This window comes from Streptomyces noursei, assembly GCF_001646665.1.
GTDB classification, from domain to species: domain Bacteria; phylum Actinomycetota; class Actinomycetes; order Streptomycetales; family Streptomycetaceae; genus Streptomyces; species Streptomyces lavendulocolor.
The window spans coordinates 14,045-32,997 of record NZ_LWBU01000336.1; the positions used below are offsets into that span (position 1 = coordinate 14,045).

Annotated in this window: 10 protein-coding genes; 3 read left to right on the plus strand and 7 right to left on the minus strand. The window is 74.6% G+C overall.

All coding sequences use genetic code 11. The features are described 5' to 3' along the window. From A4V12_RS23535 to A4V12_RS23555, 5 genes are all read right to left on the minus strand, one after another. A partial coding sequence (locus A4V12_RS23535; RefSeq protein WP_434974782.1) for a YeiH family protein occupies positions 1-806 on the minus strand: 806 nt, incomplete at its 3' end. Beyond that, on the minus strand, positions 806-1,366 hold the full coding sequence (locus A4V12_RS23540) for a cysteine dioxygenase family protein (protein ID WP_064071406.1): 561 nt from the start codon (positions 1,364-1,366) through the stop codon (positions 806-808). The genes A4V12_RS23535 and A4V12_RS23540, both read right to left, overlap by 1 nt. Before the next feature lie 110 nt (positions 1,367-1,476). Then, complete coding sequence (locus A4V12_RS23545) at positions 1,477-2,382, minus strand: LysR family transcriptional regulator (RefSeq protein ID WP_064071424.1); 906 nt, start codon at positions 2,380-2,382, stop codon at positions 1,477-1,479. 126 nt (positions 2,383-2,508) lie between these two features. Beyond that, positions 2,509-4,056, minus strand: a complete 1,548-nt coding sequence (locus A4V12_RS23550) for an MFS transporter (protein ID WP_064071407.1) — start codon at positions 4,054-4,056, stop codon at positions 2,509-2,511. Between the two features lie 77 nt (positions 4,057-4,133). Continuing rightward, the gene (locus A4V12_RS23555; protein WP_064071408.1) at positions 4,134-4,799 is read right to left on the minus strand and encodes a TetR/AcrR family transcriptional regulator; all 666 of its coding nucleotides are present in this window, start codon (positions 4,797-4,799) and stop codon (positions 4,134-4,136) included. Positions 4,800-5,064: 265 nt separating this feature from the next. Here A4V12_RS23555 and A4V12_RS23560 point away from each other — a divergent pair, with 265 nt between their 5' ends. Next, positions 5,065-6,345, plus strand: coding sequence for a M6 family metalloprotease domain-containing protein (locus A4V12_RS23560; RefSeq protein WP_064071409.1), 1,281 nt, complete (start codon positions 5,065-5,067; stop codon positions 6,343-6,345). Positions 6,346-6,390: 45 nt separating this feature from the next. On the opposite strand, the gene A4V12_RS23565 is transcribed toward A4V12_RS23560, so the two are convergent. Further along, positions 6,391-8,103 carry a class I adenylate-forming enzyme family protein gene (locus A4V12_RS23565; RefSeq protein WP_064071410.1) on the minus strand — a complete coding sequence of 571 codons (1,713 nt, stop codon included), beginning with the start codon at positions 8,101-8,103 and terminating at the stop codon, positions 6,391-6,393. Positions 8,104-8,242: 139 nt separating this feature from the next. Beyond that, the gene (locus A4V12_RS23570) at positions 8,243-8,863 is read right to left on the minus strand and encodes a ScbR family autoregulator-binding transcription factor (RefSeq protein ID WP_064071411.1); all 621 of its coding nucleotides are present in this window, start codon (positions 8,861-8,863) and stop codon (positions 8,243-8,245) included. A gap of 320 nt (positions 8,864-9,183) precedes the next feature. Here A4V12_RS23570 and A4V12_RS23575 point away from each other — a divergent pair, with 320 nt between their 5' ends. Then, positions 9,184-12,360, plus strand: coding sequence for a non-ribosomal peptide synthetase (locus A4V12_RS23575; RefSeq protein ID WP_064071412.1), 3,177 nt, complete (start codon positions 9,184-9,186; stop codon positions 12,358-12,360). Positions 12,361-12,383: 23 nt separating this feature from the next. Continuing rightward, positions 12,384-18,890, plus strand: a complete 6,507-nt coding sequence (locus A4V12_RS23580; protein ID WP_064071413.1) for a non-ribosomal peptide synthetase — start codon at positions 12,384-12,386, stop codon at positions 18,888-18,890. Positions 18,891-18,953 lie beyond the last annotated feature (63 nt).

Genomic DNA, 18,953 nt, shown 5'->3' on the forward strand with positions numbered 1-18,953 from the left:
AGCGGCGGGCGCCGGCCCTCCGTCGTGCCCCGCCCCCGGCGCCGCGCCACCACGACCATCGCCGCGACCAGCGGGGCCAGCAGGGCGACCCGCATCAGCTTGACCAGCACCGCCTCGCCGAGCGCACCCGGACCCGCGGTCTGCGCGGCGGCGACCACCTGGCCCACGTCGTGCACGCCGGCCCCCACCCAGCGCCCGAACTGCGCGTCGCTCAGGCCCAGCGGCCCGTGGAGCAGCGGCAGTACGGCGATGGCGAGCGTGCCGCACAGGGTCACCAGGGCCACCGACGGGGCCGCGTCGTCCTCGTCGCTGTCCCGCACCGCCGCCACCGCGCCGATCGCCGAGGCCCCGCAGATCGCGTACCCCGCGGCCACGAGCACCGGCTGGTCGCCCGGCAGCCCGAGGCGGCGCCCCAGCCACCAGGTGCCTCCGAAGGTGGCGGCCACGACGCCCAGCACCATGGCGACGGTCCACCAGCCCACGCCCAGGACGTCGGCGAGGCTCAGCCGGAGCCCGAGCAGGACGACGCCGAGGCGCATCAGGCGCTTGGCCGCCAGGGTCAGGCCCGGCCGGCAGCCGCCCCGGACGCGGTCGCGCAGCCACGGCGCGTGCGCGGCGGCGACCCCCAGGACCACGGCGGCGGTGAGCACGGGGACGGCCGGCACGGCGAGGTGCACCAGCCAGGCGGTGGAGACCCCGGCGGCGGCGAGCGCGAGACCGGGCACGGGGCCGGGGCGGGGGCCGGGGCGGGGCCGCACCCGGCCGCCCGCCGCGAGCGGGCGGAGGCGGGGGCCGACGAGCGCCATCAGCGGTCCGCGGGCAGGCGGTAGAGGCGCCGGACGCTCGTGCCGAGACGGGTGATGTCCGCGCCGTAGACGTGCAGGGACAGGGTGGTGCCGTCGCCGTCGTTGCGGACGCGGTGGATGTCGCCGGGCGGGGCGAGGGCGGCGACCTCGCCGGCCCGGTTGACCACGTCCTCGGTGGCGAGCAGCCGGGCGGAGGGGCCGTCCGGGACGAGCTGGTAGCGCCGTTCGTGCTCCTCGCCCAGGTGGACGCCGGTCGCGCACCAGGCGACGTGGTCGTGGATGGGCGTGGCCTGGCCGGGCAGCCAGACGATCACGACGACGGAGAAGCTGCCGTCGGGTTCGGCGTGCACGACGTGCTGGCGGTAGCGGGCGGGGTCGGGTTCGCACTGCTCCGGGGTGAGCAGGTCGGGGGCGCCGAGGTGCGGGGCGAGGCGTTCGGCCACGAGCCGGGAGGTCGGCCCGGGCGGCAGGCCGCGGTCGACGGTCCCGCGTATCGCGGTGACGAGGGCGCGCAGGCGGTCGGTGGTCGGTCCGGCGGCGGCAACGGGGGTCGTCGTCATGGCGGCAGCGTCCGCCCGGCCGACCCATCACGTCCAAGGAGGGTTCTTTGCCGAGTACCCAGGAAACGCTTATGGGTCGGCCGGCCGGGCGCCGGGCCGGGACGGCAGGCTCAGCAGCCGACCTTGGACTCGGCCACCGTGACGATCTCGTCGAGCATCAGGGCGGTGGCGGGGATCCTGAGGTGGTCGCGCAGGACGTACGCGTACACCTGGCGCCGGGTGTGCGGTTCGACGATCCGGCCGGTGACCTTGTCGTGGCAGAGGAACGACAGGACGAGCGCGGGCACCATGGCGATGCCGACGCCGGCCGCCACGAGGCTCTGCATCACCAGGTTGTCGTCCGTCGTGCAGGCGATGTCGGGGCTGAAGCCGGCCTCGGCGCAGGCGTGCAGGAAGTTGGCGTTGCACCGGGCGCACCCGGCGATCCACCGCTCGTGCGCCAGGTCGGCCAGGTGCACGGCGCGGCGGCGGGCCAGGGGGTGGCCGGTCGGCAGGAGCACCGTCAGCGGGTCCTCCAGCAGCTTGAACTCGTCGAGTTCCTCCGGGACGTCGACCCGCAGGCCGGGGTAGCTGAACGCCAGGGTGATGTCGCACTCGCCGCGGGCGACCATCCGCAGCGACTCGGGCGGTTCGCTCTCCACCAGCTCGACCCTGACGCCCGGGTGCCGGGCCGCCATCCGGGCCATCGCCTCGGGGAGGATCGTCGCCCCGGCGCTGGGGAAGGCGCACACGCGCACCCGGCCGGAGCGCAGGCGCGCTATGGCGTCGATCTGCTCCTGGGCGGCGGCCAGGCTGTCGAGGATCGTCCCGGAGTGCCGGGTGAGGGCCTCCCCCGCCTCGGTGAGCCGCAGGCCGCGTCCCACGCGGGTGAACAGCGGTGTGCCGACGTCGCGTTCGAGTGCCTTCATCTGCTGGCTGACGGCCGGCTGGGTGTAGCCGAGGGCGCGCGCGGCCGCCGTATAGGAACCGGTCCTGACCACTTCATGGAAGGTCTTGATGTACCGGGAATCGAACACAGTCGGAAGCATAAGCAGAATTTGGGGTGTGCGAAGGGGCGCTCCCCGCCACTTCCGCGGCGGGGAGCGCCCCTTCCTTCACGTTCTTTCACGTCCGTGAGCCGTCGGCCCCGTACGCCCGGAGGACTAGTGGGCGACGACCGGGATCCGCACCTCGTCCGCGGCGTCCCCTTCGGCACCGTCGGCGGCCGGCTGCGAACCGCTGCCCGGACGGCCGGTGTTGATGAAGGTGACCGCGATCGCGGCGGAGACCAGCAGGATGCCGACCGCCCACCAGATGGCGGCGGAGTACCCCTCCACCATGCCCTGGAGCTGGAGCAGCTTCTGCGCCTGCGGGGAGGTCGCGGCGGCCGCGTGGTCGGTGATGTACGCGGTCGTCGCCGACGCCGCGATGGTGTTGAGCAGCGCCGTGCCGATGGCGCCGCCGACCTGCTGCGAGGTGTTCACCATCGCGGAGGCCACGCCCGAGTCCCGGGCCTCGACGCCGTGCGTCGACAGGGACATGGCCGGCATGAAGGCGGTGCCCATGCCGAGACCCAGCAGGAGCTGCGCGGGCAGGATGAGCCCGGCGTACGACGAGTCGACCTCCAGCTGCGTCAGCAGCAGCATGCCGGCGGCGGCGGTCAGGAAGCCGGGGCCCATCAGCAGCCGGGGCGCGACGCGGGTCATCAGGCGGGCGCCGATCTGCGTCGAGCCCGTGATCATGCCCGCGATCATCGGCAGGAAGGCGAAGCCGGTCTTGACCGGCGAGAAGCCCTTGACGACCTGGAGGTAGTAGGTGAGGAAGAGGAACAGGCCGAACATCGCGATGATGGCGAGGCCGAGGGAGAGGTAGACGCCGCCCCGGTTGCGCTCGGTGATCACGCGCAGCGGGAGCAGCGGCGAGGCGACCTTCGACTCGACGAGCACGAACGCGGCGAGCAGCACGGCGGAGACGAAGAACAGGCCGACGGTGCTCGTGTCGGACCAGCCGTCGGACTCGGCGCGGGTGAAGCCGTACACCAGGGTGACCAGGCCCAGGGTGGACAGGACCACGCCGGGGATGTCGAGCGGCGAGCGGTTGCGGCCGCCGGCCGGCTCGCGGATCACGAAGTAGGCGCCCGCGGCGGCGACGACGGCGAAGGGGATGTTGACGAAGAACGTCCAGCGCCAGTCGAGGTACTCGGTGAGGACACCGCCGAGGATCAGGCCGACGGCGCCACCGCCACCGGCGATCGCACCGTAGATGCCGAACGCCTTGGCGCGCTCCTTGGCGTCGGTGAACATCACCGCCAGCAGGGACAGCGCGGCGGGCGCGAGCAGTGCGCCGAAGGCGCCCTGGAGGGCGCGCGAGCCGAGCAGCATCGCCTCGCCGGTGGCCGCGCCGCCCAGCGCGGAGGCGGCGGCGAAGCCCAGCAGGCCGACGACGAAGGTGCGCTTGCGGCCCCACAGGTCGGCGATGCGCCCGCCGAACAGCAGCAGCCCGCCGAAGGCGAGGGCGTAGGCGGTGATGACCCACTGGCGGTTGCCGTCCGAGATCCCCAGGTCCAGCTGGGCGGAGGGCAGGGCGATGTTCACGATCGTCGCGTCGAGCACGACCATCAACTGGGCCAGGGCTATGAAGACCAGCGCTCTCCAGCGGCTGGGATCGGGTGCGAGGTCGGCGGGGGAAGGACCGGAGGCGGTTTTCGGCATGGGTGTGGCCACCTAGGGACTCGGAACGGCGTGAAAACGGACGTAAGGGTGGGTGGGGCGGAAGCGGGTGCGGAGGGTCAGAGCTCGCGCCGGAGGTCCTCCAGGGTCGCGGCCGTGCCGGGCAGTTCGGAGCGCGCGGGCGTCTCCAGGCCGTCCAGGAACAGCTGCAGATGGCGGTGCACGAAGCGGTCGAAGTGGGGGCAGGCGGAGCCGGGCAGCGGCCGGGTCAGCTGCGAGAGGCCGACCAGCAGGTCGCCCACGGCGACGTCGGTGCGCAGTCGCCCGGCCGCCTGGGCCCGCTCGAAGAGGGCCTCGACGGCCTCCTCCAGGCGCGCGCGTTCGGCGAGCAGCTCGGGGTGGTCGTGGTCGAAGGCGCCGGAGAGCATCGGGCACAGGGCGCCGATCCGCTCGTCGGCGGCGGCGTGGGTGAAGCGGCGCAGCGCCTCGAAGGTGTCGGCCTCCTCGGCGGCCGCCTCCAGGGCGCGCTCGGTGGTGCGGGACATGACGGACACGACGACCTCTTGGACGAGGGCGTCACGGTCGGGGAAGTGCCGGTAGAGCGTGGCGTTGCCGATCCCGGCCCGGCGGGCGATCTCGTCGAACGGTACGTCGGGGCCGAACTCGACGAACATCTCGCGGGCCGCCGTCACGATCCGCTCGCGGTTGCGCAGGGCGTCCGCCCGGGGGCGGGGCGCCGGCCGCGTGGCGGTGGTGCCGGTGGTGCTCGTGCTCGCGCTCGTCACGGTGACTCCCTTTCTTCGCGCCCGACCTGGCCCGACCGGCCTAACCGGGGAGGCTTTCCCCGCTTGTCTGCGACACAGGGGTAAACGGGGAGACGGTCCCCGCTTACTCCCGACTCCGATGTGATGTGCGCCACTCACCTTCCCGGCGGGTAACCCCCGTTCGGCCGCACCCGGCGGGCGTCCGCCCCCGGCCCGTCCGAGGCTGATCGGACGGAGAGCAGCCCGGACCCGGCCGGCTGCCGCCGACCGAAGGCGATCAGCGCGCATGGAGCAGACCCGCCGGCGGATACGCAGACCGGTCGTCCTCGGGGCGGCCGCCACCACCATCGCCATGGCCGGGCTGGTCACGGCGAGCTCGTCCCTCCCGGACCCGTCCCGCGCGTCGGCCGGCCCCATAGCCGCCCGCACCGCCGACGACCCGGGACTCGCTCCGTGCCGGATCACGACCGCGGTGGGGATCCAGCTGTCGGAGGGCATACCCACGGGCCCGGACTACGCCCGCTCCACCGGCGAGGTCCGGGCCCTGACCCTGATGGTCGACTTCCCCGACGCCCCCGGCGAGGGCCCCGCGATGGGCCGGTACGCCGAGTTCTTCCCGCAGACCACCGACTGGTTCCGCACCAGCTCGTACGGGCGGCTGCGCTACCGCCCCGAGGCACCGCTGCGCGACTGGCTGCGGATGCCGATGCCGTTCGAGTCGTACGGGATCGAGCGCGGCTCACCGTACGAACCCGGCTACCGCCAGCTCGTCCAGGACATCGTGACGGCCGCCGACCCCAAGGTCGACTTCGGCGAGTACGACCTGGTCAACGTGCTCGTCACACCCAACGCGGGCCCGTCCGCGCTGGACACCGTGCTGTCCGTCACCTTCTCCGGCAACGGCGAGGCCCCGCACGCCGACGGCGGCCCGCTCGCCAACACGTCATTCGTCTACAGCCGCCAGGACGACGGCTCCGGCTCGTACCACGAGACCGGCTTCCGGGTCCTGCCGCACGAGAACGGCCACGTCTTCGGCCTGCCCGACCTGTACACCGCCGAGGGCGGCGGCGCGGTGGGGCACTGGGACATCATGTCCGAGGACTGGGGGGCCAACAACGACCTGCTCGGCTGGCACAAGTGGAAGCTGGGCTGGCTCGACGACGACCAGGTGCGCTGCGCCTCCGCGTCGGGCACCCGCGACTTCACGCTCACCTCACTGGCAAGGAAGGGCGGGCCGAAGCTGGCCTTCGTCCCGCTGACCCCGGAGTCCGGGTACGCGGTGGAGGTGCGCACCCGGGACGGCAACGACGAGGCGGTGTGCGAGCCGGGCGTGCTGATCTACCACGTGCAGTCGGACGTGGACACCGGGCACGGCCCGGTCACCGTGGTCGACAGCGACCGCGACAGCGGCGGCTGCACGCGCCGCCCGAACGTGCACGCCGAACTGTCGGACGCCCCGTACCGCCCCGGGGAGTCCTTCACCGACCGCGAGAGCGGGGTGCGGATCACCGTGCTGTCCGAGGACCCGGACACGGGCACCTACCGGATCCGGATCACCCGCGCCTGACACCTGTTCGCCGGCGCGCGGCCGTCAGGTACGCCGGGAGCGGGGTCACGCGGGGCGGCCAGCCGAGGCGCCGGCGGTCAGCCGGGCGCGTACGGTGTCGCGCAGGTCGCGCTTGAGCACCTTGCCCGTCGCGTTGCGGGGCAGCGGCCCGGCCTGGACGAGGACGTGCGCGGGCACCTTGAAGGCGGCCAGACCGCGCGCCACGTGCTCCCGCAGTTCCGCCGGACCCGCCGTGGCCCCCGGGCGCAGCCGCACCACGGCGGCGACCTCCTCGCCGAGGACGGGATGGGGGACGCCGAGCACAGCCGCGTCCGCCACCTCGGGGTGGCCGTACAGCGCCGCCTCGACCTCCACGCAGTACACGTTCTCGCCGCCCCGGATCACCACGTCCTTCAGCCGGTCGACGACATCGACCCGCCCGTCGCGCACGGTGGCGAGGTCACCGGTGCGGAACCAGCCGTCGGCGGTGAACGCGGCCGCGGTCGCCTCCGGGTCCCGCCAGTAGCCGCGCACCAGCGACTGGCCGCGCAGCCACAGCTCGCCCACCTCCCCGTCGGGCAGCTCCCGCCCGTCCGGGGCGGCCACCCGCACCTCGGTGACCGGGGTGGGCCGCCCGACGCTGCCGGGGAAGCGCCGGTAGGACGCGCCGAAGACGGCCAGCACCCCGCCGCTGGTCTCGGTCAGCCCGTAGCCGTTGCGGGGCTCGACGCCCTCGGGGCAGCGGGCGACGAGCCCGGGGGGCGCGGCGGCGCCGCCGGTGTTGAGGTGGGCCAGCGTCCCGAGGCCCCGGTCCCCGGCGGCGTCCAGCAGTTGGAGGGCGGTCGTCGGCACCCCGGCGTAGTGGGTGACGCCGTGCCGGTGGATCAGCTCCACGGCCTTGTCGGCGTCCCACTTGCGCATGAGCACGAGCGTGCCGCCCGCGGCCATCACCGCGTAGAACGACGTGAAGGCGGCGACGTGGAAGAACGGGAAGGTCGTCAGCGACACGGGCGCCGGGCCCGTCCCGGGGACCCGGCCGCGCTCCAGGGCGGCGACGGCCGCGTGGAAGCGGGGGTTCGCCGCGGCCCCGGTCTGGGCGAGGTGCGTGGCGACGGCGCCCTTGGGCCGCCCGGTGGTGCCGGACGTGTAGATGATGGTGGCGTCGTCCCCGGGGCGCACCTCCACGTCCGGCGGGCCGAGCGCGGGGTCGGCGGGCGGCAGGTCCTCGTACCGCTCGAAGCCCGGCTCGGCCGCCCCGTGGAAGACCAGGCCGGGCACCCGCTCGCGGCGCGCCCAGGCCCGGACGCGCTCCACCCGCTCGCCGTCGACGAGCAGGACGCGCGGGCGGCAGTCGTCGAGGGCGTAGCCGAACTCGTCCTCCGTCCACCAGGCGTTGAGCGGCACGGCGACGAGCCCGGCGAGCTGCGCGGCCCAGAACGCGACCTGCCACTCGGGGTGGTTGCGCATGGCGACGACGGCCCGGTCACCGGGGCGCAGGCCGTACACGTCGGTGAAGCGCCGGGCGAGGGCGCAGGCGGCCGCGAAGAACTGCCCGTAGGTGTACGTACGGTCCTCGGCGACGAGGAACGGCCGGTCGCCGAACGCCCAGGTGACCTCGGCGAACTCGCGCAGGGTGCGCGGCCCGGAGGCGTACACGGGCCGGCCGTCGGGGCCGGGCTCGACGGCGAAGGGCGCCCCGGGCGCGGTGAGCACCGCCTCGGGGGGCGGCGGCCGGTGGCCGGCCGCCTGGTGGTGCGTGGACGGATCGGTGTGCGGCACGATCGCCTCTCCCAAGCGCTTGCTCAGACCCTGCGGGCGACGCTATGCGCCGCGACCGCACCCCGTCAAGGTCCGTGTATCAGCCACCTATCCGTCCGGCGCCCGGGCGCGCGATCGCCCGCGGGCCGCGCCGCGCGGCTCAGGCGGCGGGGGCCAGGACCGGGCGTACGACGTGCCACATCCGGCCCAGCCACTCCTGCGCCGTCTCGCGCGGAGCCGGCAGGGCCTCGCCGAAGGCCTTGTCGGCGCGCGTCCGGGCCATCGTCTCGGCGCCCACGATGACCGACATCACGAGCGCGGCGGCGGAGCGGGCGTCCGCGCCGGGCAGCGCCGTGCCGTCGGCCTCGGCCCGCCGCAGGGCCTGGAACAGGCTGCCGAGCCAGTTGACATGGCAGTTCAGGGCCGGGTCCTCCGGCGTCTCCAGCTCGCGGGCCAGACGGACCCCGGCCCGGGTGACGACATCGCTCTCGAGGAGCCCCACCAGCGTGTACGTCATGTCGACCACCGCCTGGAACGCCGGCCCCGGCCGCTCGGCGCAGACCTTCAGCGCCGCGCCCGAGGTGGCGCACGCCTCGGCCTGGACGGCCCGGGCGAGATCGGACTTGGCCGCGAAGTGGAACGACAGCGCGCCCTTGGTGACCTGGGCGTGATCACTGATCACCGCCAGGGTGGCGCGCTCGTACCCGACCTGGTCGAACACCGCGGCCGCCGCCCGGATCAAGTTCGCCCGAGTCCGCTCGGCCCTCTCCTGCTTCGCCACAGCCCCCACCCCTCTCGCCGGGACGACAGTAGAAACCAACCTCTTGGTATGTCAATGGGGCGCCCCAGGCGCACTGAACCAGCCGCCTCCCCGCCCCCGAAGGCCAGTTTGCCACCCTGAGGGCCAGTCAAACAAACCATCTACGCGGTTCTATTAGACCTTGCTCACACCGGCGGGCCGGGCGGAGCCGGCGGCGGCGGAGCCGTCGGAGTCATCGGAGTTGGCAAAGTGGCGTCCGGCGCGGACCCTCGGCCAAAAAAATACAGAACGCTCCCTATTGTTTTCTCCGTCATACGTACCGCCGGAGATAGGGACCGCCCATGCCAGTTCACCGCCCATCCCCTGTCGACCAGCGCATCGACCGGCTCTTCCTCGACCGGGCGGAGCGCGCCCCGGACGCCCCGGCCCTGGTCCACGGCGAGCGGAGACTGACGTACGGACAGCTGCGCGACCGGGCGGCGGCCGTCGCCGAGCGGCTGGCGGACCTGGGCGTCGGGGACGAGACGCTCGTCGCGCTGGCGTTCCCCCGCTCCGTCGACGCCGTCGTCGCCATGCTCGGCGTCGTCCTCGCCGGGGGCGCCTACCTTCCCGTGAACCCGTCCTTCCCCACGGAGCGGATCCACCGGCTCCTCGACGACGCCCGTCCGCCCCTGCTGCTGTGCGGCACGGGACTCACCGGCGACCTCGCGCCCGCCGTGCCGGAGGGCACCCGGCTGCTCGCCCTCGACCAACTGGAGGCCCCGGCGGCCGCGGCCTGGGACGCCGGGACGGGCGGCCGGAGCACGGGGCGGGCGGGGCGCGCGGGTCGGGCCGGTGGGGCCGGCCGGGCGGGCGGGACCGGGTCCCCCCTGGCGTACGTGATGTACACCTCCGGATCCACCGGCCGCCCCAAGGGCGTGATGGTCGAGCACGCCGGGATCGTGCGGCTCGTGCGGGAGGCGGACTACTTCGACTTCTCCGACCGGCACCGCTTCCTGCTCACCGGCGCCCTGGAGTTCGACGCCACCACCTTCGAGATATGGGGCGCGCTCCTCAACGGAGCCGTCCTGCACCTCGTCGACCAGGACGTACTGCTCACGCCCGGACGGCTCAAGACCGCCCTGCGGGAGGCGGGCACCACCGTCCTGTGGCTCACCGCGCCCCTGTTCAACCAGCTCGTCGACGAGGACCCGACCCTGTTCGAGGGGATCGGCACCCTCCTGGTCGGCGGTGACGTCCTCTCCTGCCGCCACGTCGCACTGCTCCGCGCCGCGTGCCCGCGGCTCAGGATCCTCAACGCCTACGGCCCCACCGAGAACACCACGTTCACCACGGTCTTCCCCGTCGAGCGGGACCACCGCACCGCCATCCCCATCGGCCGTCCCATCAGCGGCACCACCGTCCTGGTCCTCGACGCCGAGGGCCGCCCCACCGCCCCCGGGCAGGTGGGCGAGCTGTACACCGCCGGCCCCGGCCTCGCCCGCGGCTACCTCGGGCGGCCCGACCTCACCGCCGAGCGGTTCGTCACCATCGACGGGGTCCGCCACTACCGCACCGGCGACCTCGTCAGCGCCGACGCGGACGGTGTGCTCTCCTTCCACGGCCGGTCCGACGACCAGGTGAAGATCCGCGGCCACCGGGTCGAGGTCAAGGAGGTCACCAACGCGCTCCTGGAGACGGACGGCGTGCGCGACGCGCACACCCTCGTCACCGGGGAGGGCGCCGCCCGGCGGCTGGTGGCCTACGCGGTGCTCGACCCGGCCTCCGACGAGGACACCGTGGCCGCGGCCCTCCGCCGCACCCTGCCCGGCTACATGTGCCCCGACCGCGTCGTCGCGCTGCCCGCCCTCCCGCTGAACGCCAACGGCAAGGTGGACACCGCCCGGCTGCCGGAGCCGCCCGGCCGCGCCGCCCACCGGGAGCCGCCGGTGCGCACCGCGCTGGAGGACCGCGTCGCCGCCCTTTGGGCCGACGTGCTGCACCTGGACGCCGCCGCCATCCACCCCGACGACGACTTCTTCGGCCTCGGGGGCACGTCCATCACCGCCGGCGCGCTCGCCGGCCGCATCCACCGGGCCACCGGCGCCGCCCTCCCGCTGAGCCGGCTGTTCGAGGCGCGCACCCTGGCCGCCGTCGCCCGGGAGGTGGCCGCGGCCGAACGCACGGCGCTCGCCCCCGTCCCCGTCGTGCCCGGCCGGCGCACCTCCGCGCTCCACCCGCAGCAGCGCGCCCTGTACGCGCTGTGGCGGACCGACCCGGAGTCGACCGCGTACAACGTGCCCTTCCGCCTCGACGTCGCGCCCGGCCTCGACGCCCGGCGGCTCCGGGCGGCGCTCGCCGGGCTCGTCGCCCGCCACGACGCCCTGCGCACCGGGTTCCGGCTGGACGCGGACGAGGTCCACCAGGTGCACGAGGCCGAGGCCGCCGCCGAGCTGACGACGGCCGGCGCGCACGACGTCCCCACCGACGCCGAGGCGACGGCCCTGCTGGTGCGGCCCTTCGACCTGGAGCGGCCGCCGCTGCTGCGCGCCCTGCTGGTGCCGGGCCCCGACGCGGACCGCCTCTACCTGGACGTCCACCACATCGTCTTCGACGGGGTGTCCCTCGCGGTCCTGGTGGAGGACCTGTTCGACCTGTACTCGGGGGTCTCCCCCGCCCCGCTGCCCGCCGGCTACGGCGACGCGGCGCAGTGGTTCGCCGACCGCCTCGGCGCCGGGGCGCTCGCCGACGCCGAACGGTACTGGCTCGAGGTCTTCGCCGACCCGCCCGCCCCGCTGGACCTCCGCCCCGACCTGCCCCGGCCACCGGTGCGCTCGACGCGCGGCGGAGTGGTGCGCCACCGCCTCGGCGCCGAACGCGGTGACGCCGTCCGCGACAGCGCCGCACGGCACGGCGTCACCGCCTTCAGCGTGCTGCTCACCGCGTACGCCACCGCGCTGGGCCGGATCACCGGCCGGCGGGACCTGGTCGTCGGCTGCCCGATGAGCGGGCGCTCGCACCCGGACCTGGACCGGGTGGTGGGCATGTTCGTGAACACCGTGCCGCTGCGGCTGCGGCTGGCCGAGGAGGACCGGTACGCCGACGTGCTGCGCCGCGTCGCCGGCCACCACCACCGGGCGCTGTCCCACCAGGACTACCCCTTCGAGCGGCTGGTGCGGCAGGTGGTCACGGAGCGGGACCCCTCGCGCAACCCGCTCTTCGACGCCTTCTTCGCCCTGCAGAACACCGGCTTCCACAGCTTCCGCGGGCACGGCCGCCGCGTCGAGGTCTCCCTCCTGCACCAGGGCACCTGCCGCTTCGACCTGAACCTCCAGGCGTACGAGCGCCCCGGGGACACCGTCCTCGAACTCGAGTACAGCACCGCCCTGTTCCACCCGTCGTCGGCGGAGTTCCTCCTGGGGCGGGTCGTCGCCGCCCTCGACGAACTCCTCGCCGACCCGGACGGGCCCGTGTTCCCGCCCGCCGCCCCGACGGCCCGGACGTCCCCCGCGGCGACCGCCCCCACCTTCTCCTTCTAGCTCCTGCCAGCCAAGGACGGACCATGAGCAACGCACTCGCCCTCCAGTCGGCCCTCAACGACTTCCCCCAGCAGCTGCGGTTCTGGCAGGAGCACCCCGCGGTGCTCGCCGAACCGACCGTGCTGGTGCGCGACCACACCCGCCGGCACACCGGCGCCCGCCCCACCGTCACCCTGCCGCTGCCCGCCGCGGCGACCGCCGCCGCCCGCGCCCTGACCGGCGGCGACCCGGTGCTGCTGCGGGTCCTGGGCGGCGCGGCCCTCGCGGTGCTCGCCGCCCGCGCCACCGACCGCGCCGACGTCGCCGTCCTGCTGCCGGCCCCCGCCCCCGCAGCGTCCCCCGCCCTGCCGGTCGCCGTGGAGGTGCGCCCCGACACCACCGGCCGGGAGCTGCTCGGCGCGGTGCGCGACGCCTACCTGGCGGGCCTCGCCCACCTGGACATCCCGCTCGGCGCCTGGCTGGACGCGGAGGAGGTGCGGCCCGGCGACCTGATGCTGGCGGTCGACGGCGACCTGACCGAGCAGGACGCCGAGGAGCGCGGCTGCCCGCTCCTGTTCGACCTCCGCACGGGTCCCGAAGGCGGCCCGGCCGAGGTGACGCTCTCCTACGACCCCCGGCTGTTCTCCGACGGCACCGGCGAGCGCCTGGCCGTCGGCCTCGCCCGCGTCCTGGACGCCCTGCCGGCCGACCCCGCCCTGCCCGTCGGCCCGCTGCTCGCCCCCACCCCGGGGGAACTCGCCCTCATCACCGACCGGTTCAACGCGACCGGGGCGGACTTCCCGGCCGACCGGACGCTCCACGGCTTCCTGGAGGAGCGGGCCGCCGCCACGCCCGACGCCGTCGCCGTGGCCGACGGACCCCTGACGTACGCCGAACTGAACGCGGCGGCCAACCGGCTGGCGCGCGTCCTGCGCGACCGGGGCGTCGGCGCGGACGACGTCGTCGGCGTCTGCCTGCCGCGCTCGCCGCGGATGCTGGTCGCGGTGTACGCGGTGCTCAAGGCGGGCGGCGCGTACCTGCCGCTCGACCCGACGCTGCCGGCGAACCGCCTCGCGTACATCGCCGACCACAGCGGCACCGGGCTGGTCCTCGTCGACGACGACACCGCGCACGCCGTCCCCGGCCGGGCGACCGTCCACGTGGACGACCCCGGGGCCGCCGCCCAGGACGGCAGCGACCTGCCCGCCGTGAGCGGACCCGAACACCTCGCGTACGTCATCTACACCTCCGGGTCCACCGGCCGCCCCAAGGGCGTCATGGTCGAGCACCGGGCCATCGTCAACCGGCTCTGGTGGATGCAGCGCGCCCACCCGCTGGGCCCCGGCGACACCGTCCTGCACAAGACGCCGTTCACCTTCGACGTCTCCGTGTGGGAGATCTTCTGGTGGTCGCTCGCGGGCGCGTCCGTGGTGACGCTGCCGAGCGGCGACGAGAAGAACCCCGAGCTGATCGCCCGGCGGATCGCCGAACACGCCGTCACCACCATGCACTTCGTCCCCTCGATGCTGCACGCCTTCCTCCAGTACACCGCCGCCACCGGCGACCACCGGGGGCTCACCTCGCTGCGCCGGGTCTTCGCCAGCGGCGAGGCCCTCGCCGTCCACCACGTCCAGGCCTTCACCCGCGACCTCGGCACGCACGCGGAGCTGATCAACCTGTACGGGCCGACCGAGGCGGCCGTCGACGTCACCAGCCAGCCGTGCACCGACATCGACACCACCCGCACCGTCCCCATCGGCCGCCCCATCGACAACATCCGTCTCTACGTCCGCACCCGTGACGGCGGGCAGGCGCCCATCGGGACCCCCGGCGAACTGTGCATCGCCGGCACCGGCCTGGCCCGCGGCTACCTCAACGCCCCCGAGCTGACCGAGGAGCGGTTCGTACCGAACGCCTTCGAACCCACCGGGCGCCTCTACCGCACCGGCGACCTCGCCCGCCGGCTCGCCGACGGCACCATCGAGTACCTGGGCCGCCTCGACACCCAGGTGAAGATCCGCGGCTACCGCATCGAGCTCGGCGAGATCGAGCACGTCGCCACCGCCGCGCCGGGCGTCACCGCCTGCGCCGTCACCACCGTCGCGGACGCCACCGGCGACCGTGCGCTCGTCGCCTACGTCGTGCCCGGCGACGGCTACCGGGAGGACGTGCTGCGTTCCGCCCTGGCCGCCGAACTCCCCGCCTACATGGTCCCGCCGCACCTCGTCGAGGTGCCCGCCATACCGACCAACCACAACGGCAAGCGGGACCTGAAGGCCCTGCCGGCGCCGTCCACCGCCGCCCCCGCGACCGCCGGCGGGCACGTCGCGCCGCGCACCCCGGTCGAGGAGACGATCGCCGCGATCTGGGCCGAGGTGCTGGGCGCCGCGCGGATCGGCGTCCACGACAGCTTCTTCGCGCTGGGCGGCGACTCCATCAAGTTCATCGCGGTCCTGGCACGGGCCCGTACCGCCGGACTGCACTTCACCTTCCAGGACCTCTTCGCCCACCCCACGGTGGCCGAGCTGGCCGAGCTGGCCGCGGCGGGCGGCGCCACCGCCGGGCCGGTCCACGACGCCCCGGACCACGAGCCGTTCGCGCTGCTGAAGGACACCGACCGCGAGCTGCTGCCCGACGGCCTCGACGACGCCTACCCGATGTCACGGCTCCAGGTCGGGCTGATCTACGAGGCGACCCGCAGCGACAGCGTCGGCATGTACCACGACATCCTCAGCTACCGGATCGGCGACCGGGTCGACGTCGACACCTTCGCCCGCGCGGTCGACCACGTCACCGCCCGCCACCCGGTGTTCCGCACATCCTTCCACCTCGCCGGCTTCAGCGAGCCGGTGCAGCTGGTGCACCGACGCGCCACCGCCCCGCTGTCGGTCCACGACCTGCGCGGCCTCACCCCCGACCAGCAGGCCCGCGCACTCGACGGGTTCGCCGACCGCGAGCTGCGCGACGGCTTCGCGTACGGCACCCCCGACCTGGTACGCGTCCACCTGCACCTGCTCGCCGACGACTCCTACCAGTACGCGCTGAGCTACCACGACGCCGCCCTCGACGGGTGGAGCGTCAACACCATCCACCGCGACATCTTCGCCACCTACTTCGCGCTGCTGGACGGCACGCCGGTCCCCGAGCACCGCACCGGCCTGTCGTACCGCGACTTCGTGGCCCTGGAACGCGACGCCGTCGCCTCCGGGGAACAGGCCGGCTTCTGGCGGCAACTCCTCGACGGCGCCGAGAAGACCGCGCTGCCCCGGCTCCCCGGCGGGGACACCACCGGACCGGCCGTCCGCCTCCACGACGTCGACCTGCCGCCGGAGCTCTCCGCGGCCGTCGTCGCCACCGCCGGCCGGCTGCGCGTACCGGTGAAGTCCCTGCTGCTCGCCGTGCACACGGCCGTGCTGGGCCTCGTCGCCGGTACGGACGACGTCCTCACCGGCTACGAGCACTCCGGGCGGCCCGAGGTGGACGGCGGCGAGAAGCTCGCCGGGCTCTTCCTCAACACCGTGCCCTTCCGCGTCGGCCTCGCCGGGACGGACACCTGGGCCGACCTGGTGCACGCCGTCTACCGCGCCGAGACCGCGATGCTGCCCCACCGCCGCTACCCGATGGCCGAGATCAAGAAGGCCGCCGGCACCCGGGAGACCCTCTTCGAGACGGTCTTCAACTTCACCCACTTCCACGTGCTCAAGGACCTGTCCGAGCGGGACGGCTTCGGCCTCGTACGGTCCGTGGTCAACGCCCAGACGGAGTTCCCGTTCCGCGCCGAGTTCTCCCAGGACGCGGTCACCGACGCGGTGCAGCTGAGCCTGCACTTCCACAGCGACGCCCACACCCCGGAGCACATCGCCCGCATCGGCGGCTACTACCGGCGCGCCCTGGAGCAGCTCACCGCCGCCCCGGACGCCCCGCGCGACACCGGCGCCCTGCTCGGCGCCGGGGAACTCGCCCTGCTCCAAAGCTTCTCCGGGCCCCGCCACGACCTGCCCGACGGCACGTTCGTCGACCTGTTCGCCGCGCAGGCCGCCCGCCACCCCGACCGCACCGCCCTGGTGCACGGCGCCCGCCGGCTCACGTACCGGGAGCTGGACCGCGAGTCGGAGCACCTCGCCGCGTGGCTGCGCGCCCGCGGTGTCGCGGCGGGCGACGTCGTCACCACCGTCCTGCCGCGCGGCGTGACCTGGGCGGTGACCGTCCTGGCCCTGCTGAGGCTCGGCGCCGTGTACCTGCCGCAGGAGGCGGACCACCCGATGGACCGGGTGGCGAAGGTGCTGCGGCGCAGCGGCTGCCGCCACCTCGTGGCCGACGCCCCCACGGCCGCACGCCACCGCGCCGCCCTGGCGGAGGCCGGCCTCCCGGTCGAGGTGCTGGTGCCGGAGGACGCCGAGGACTTCGACCCGGCCGACGACACCGCCGCCACCGCCGCTCCACGGCCCGGCGCCGCCGACCCCGCGTACCTGATCTTCACCTCGGGCTCCACCGGTGAGCCCAAGGGCGCCCTGATCCACCACTCCGGCATGCTCAACCACCTGCTGGCCAAGGTCACCGACCTCGGCCTGGGGCCCGACGACCGGGTCGCGCAGATCGCCACCCAGTGCTTCGACATCTCCGTCTGGCAGCTCCTGGTGGCCTGGACGTGCGGCGCGTCGACCGTGATCCACACCCAGGACACCGTCGTCGACGTCCCCCGCTTCCTGCGTGCCGTCGCCGACGACCGGATCACCGTCCTGGAGGTCGTGCCGTCCTACCTGGACGCACTGCTCACCGAGACCGCCCTGCGGCCCCTGCCCCTGCCCGACCTCCGGGTCAATCTGGTGACCGGTGAACCGCTGCCCCCGGCGCTCACCCACCGCTGGTTCGCGCAGTACCCGGACATCCCCCTGGTCAACGCCTACGGACCCACCGAGGCCTCCGACGACGTCACCCACCACCGCATCGAGGCCCCGGTCGACGCCGTGCGCGTCCCCGTCGGCCGCGCGGTCCTCAACACCGGCATCCACGTCGTGGGACCCGACGACACCCCGCGCCCCCTCGGCAGCTACGGGGAGATCGTGGTGACCGGCGCCGGGGTCGGCCTCGGCTACGTCAACGACCCCGACCGGACCGCCGCCGCCTTCCGCCCCAACACCCTCGACGACCGCTCCGCGACCCTCTACCGCACCGGCGACGTCGGCCGCTGGCTGCCCGGCGGGATCCTGGACTGCGCGGGACGCACCGACCACCAGGTGAAGGTGCGCGGTCACCGCATCGAGCTGTCGGAGATCGACGCCGCCGTGCAGCGGCTGGCCGGCGTCACCGGCGCGGTCACCCTGGTCCGGACGGTGTCGGGACGGACGCGTCTCGTCACGTACTACACCGGCGGCGCCGAGCCGGACCTCGCCGCCTTCCGGCAGGGCCTGGCGCAGCTGCTGCCCGGCTACATGCACCCCGAGGCACTGGTCCGCGTGGACACCTTCCCGCTGACCGCGAACGGCAAGACCGACCGCAAGGCCCTGGAGCACAGCCGGGTCACCCTGGACGAGCGGCCCTTCGAGGCCCCGGCCACCGAGGGGGAGCGGGAGGTCGCCGCCCTGTTCGCCCGCGCCCTGGACGTCGACCCGGCGACCTTCTCCGCGACCGGGAACTTCTTCGAGTCCGGCGGCCACTCCATCGCCGCCATGAAGGTCGCCGCCCTCTCCGACGGCCGGATCGCGCTGCGCGACCTGCTGACCCATCCCACGCCCCGCACCCTCGCCCCCCGCCTCACCGGCCGGGCCGGCGGTGAGCGGCCGCTGCTGGTGGACCTGACCCGCGCGGCGGGCGCGGCGGCCGCCGACCCGTGGGCCACCGTCGTCTGCGTACCGTTCGCGGGCGGCAGCGCGGTCAGCTACGTCCCGCTCGCCAAGGAGCTCGCCGCCCGCGGCCCCGTCCGGGTCCTCGGCGTCGAACTCCCGGCCCGCACCGCGGCCGACACCCGCCCGGAGGTCCCCGTCGAACGGCTCGCGGCCGACCTGGCCGAGGAGATCGCCGCCACCGCGGCCGGGCCGGTGGCCCTCCTCGGCCACTGCGCCGGCTCCGCCACCGCGCTGCTCCTCGTACCGGAACTGCGGCGCCGCGGCGTGGACGTACAGCGCCTGCTGGTGGTCTCCAAGACCCTCAGGTCCACCGACGCGGCCGACCACACGTCCAACGAGGTGTCCGGGATGACGGAGGGGGCGGTCCTCGACTGGCTGGCCGACAACACGGGCCTGGACGAGGTGCGCACGCTGTCCGCCCGCGAACGCGCCGACCTCGCCTCGTCGTTCCGGTACGACACGGTCGAGGCGACCCGCGGTTTCCACCAGGCCCTCAAGGAGCTCGCGAACAGCCCGCTCGACCTCCCCGTCCTCGTGGTCGCCGCCACCGACGACCCGCTGACCGGGGGCCGCGCGGACGCCGCCGACACCTGGCGGGGGCTGGGACGGGACGTCCGTACGGTGATCACCGACCACGGGGGTCACTACCTGAACCTGACCCGCCCCGCGCTCCTCGCCGACCTGCTGCTCTCCGACGGCCGCTGACCCCGCCCACCGGTGGCCGCGGCGTGACACCGCCGCGGCCACCGCCGTCCCCGTTCCTCCCGT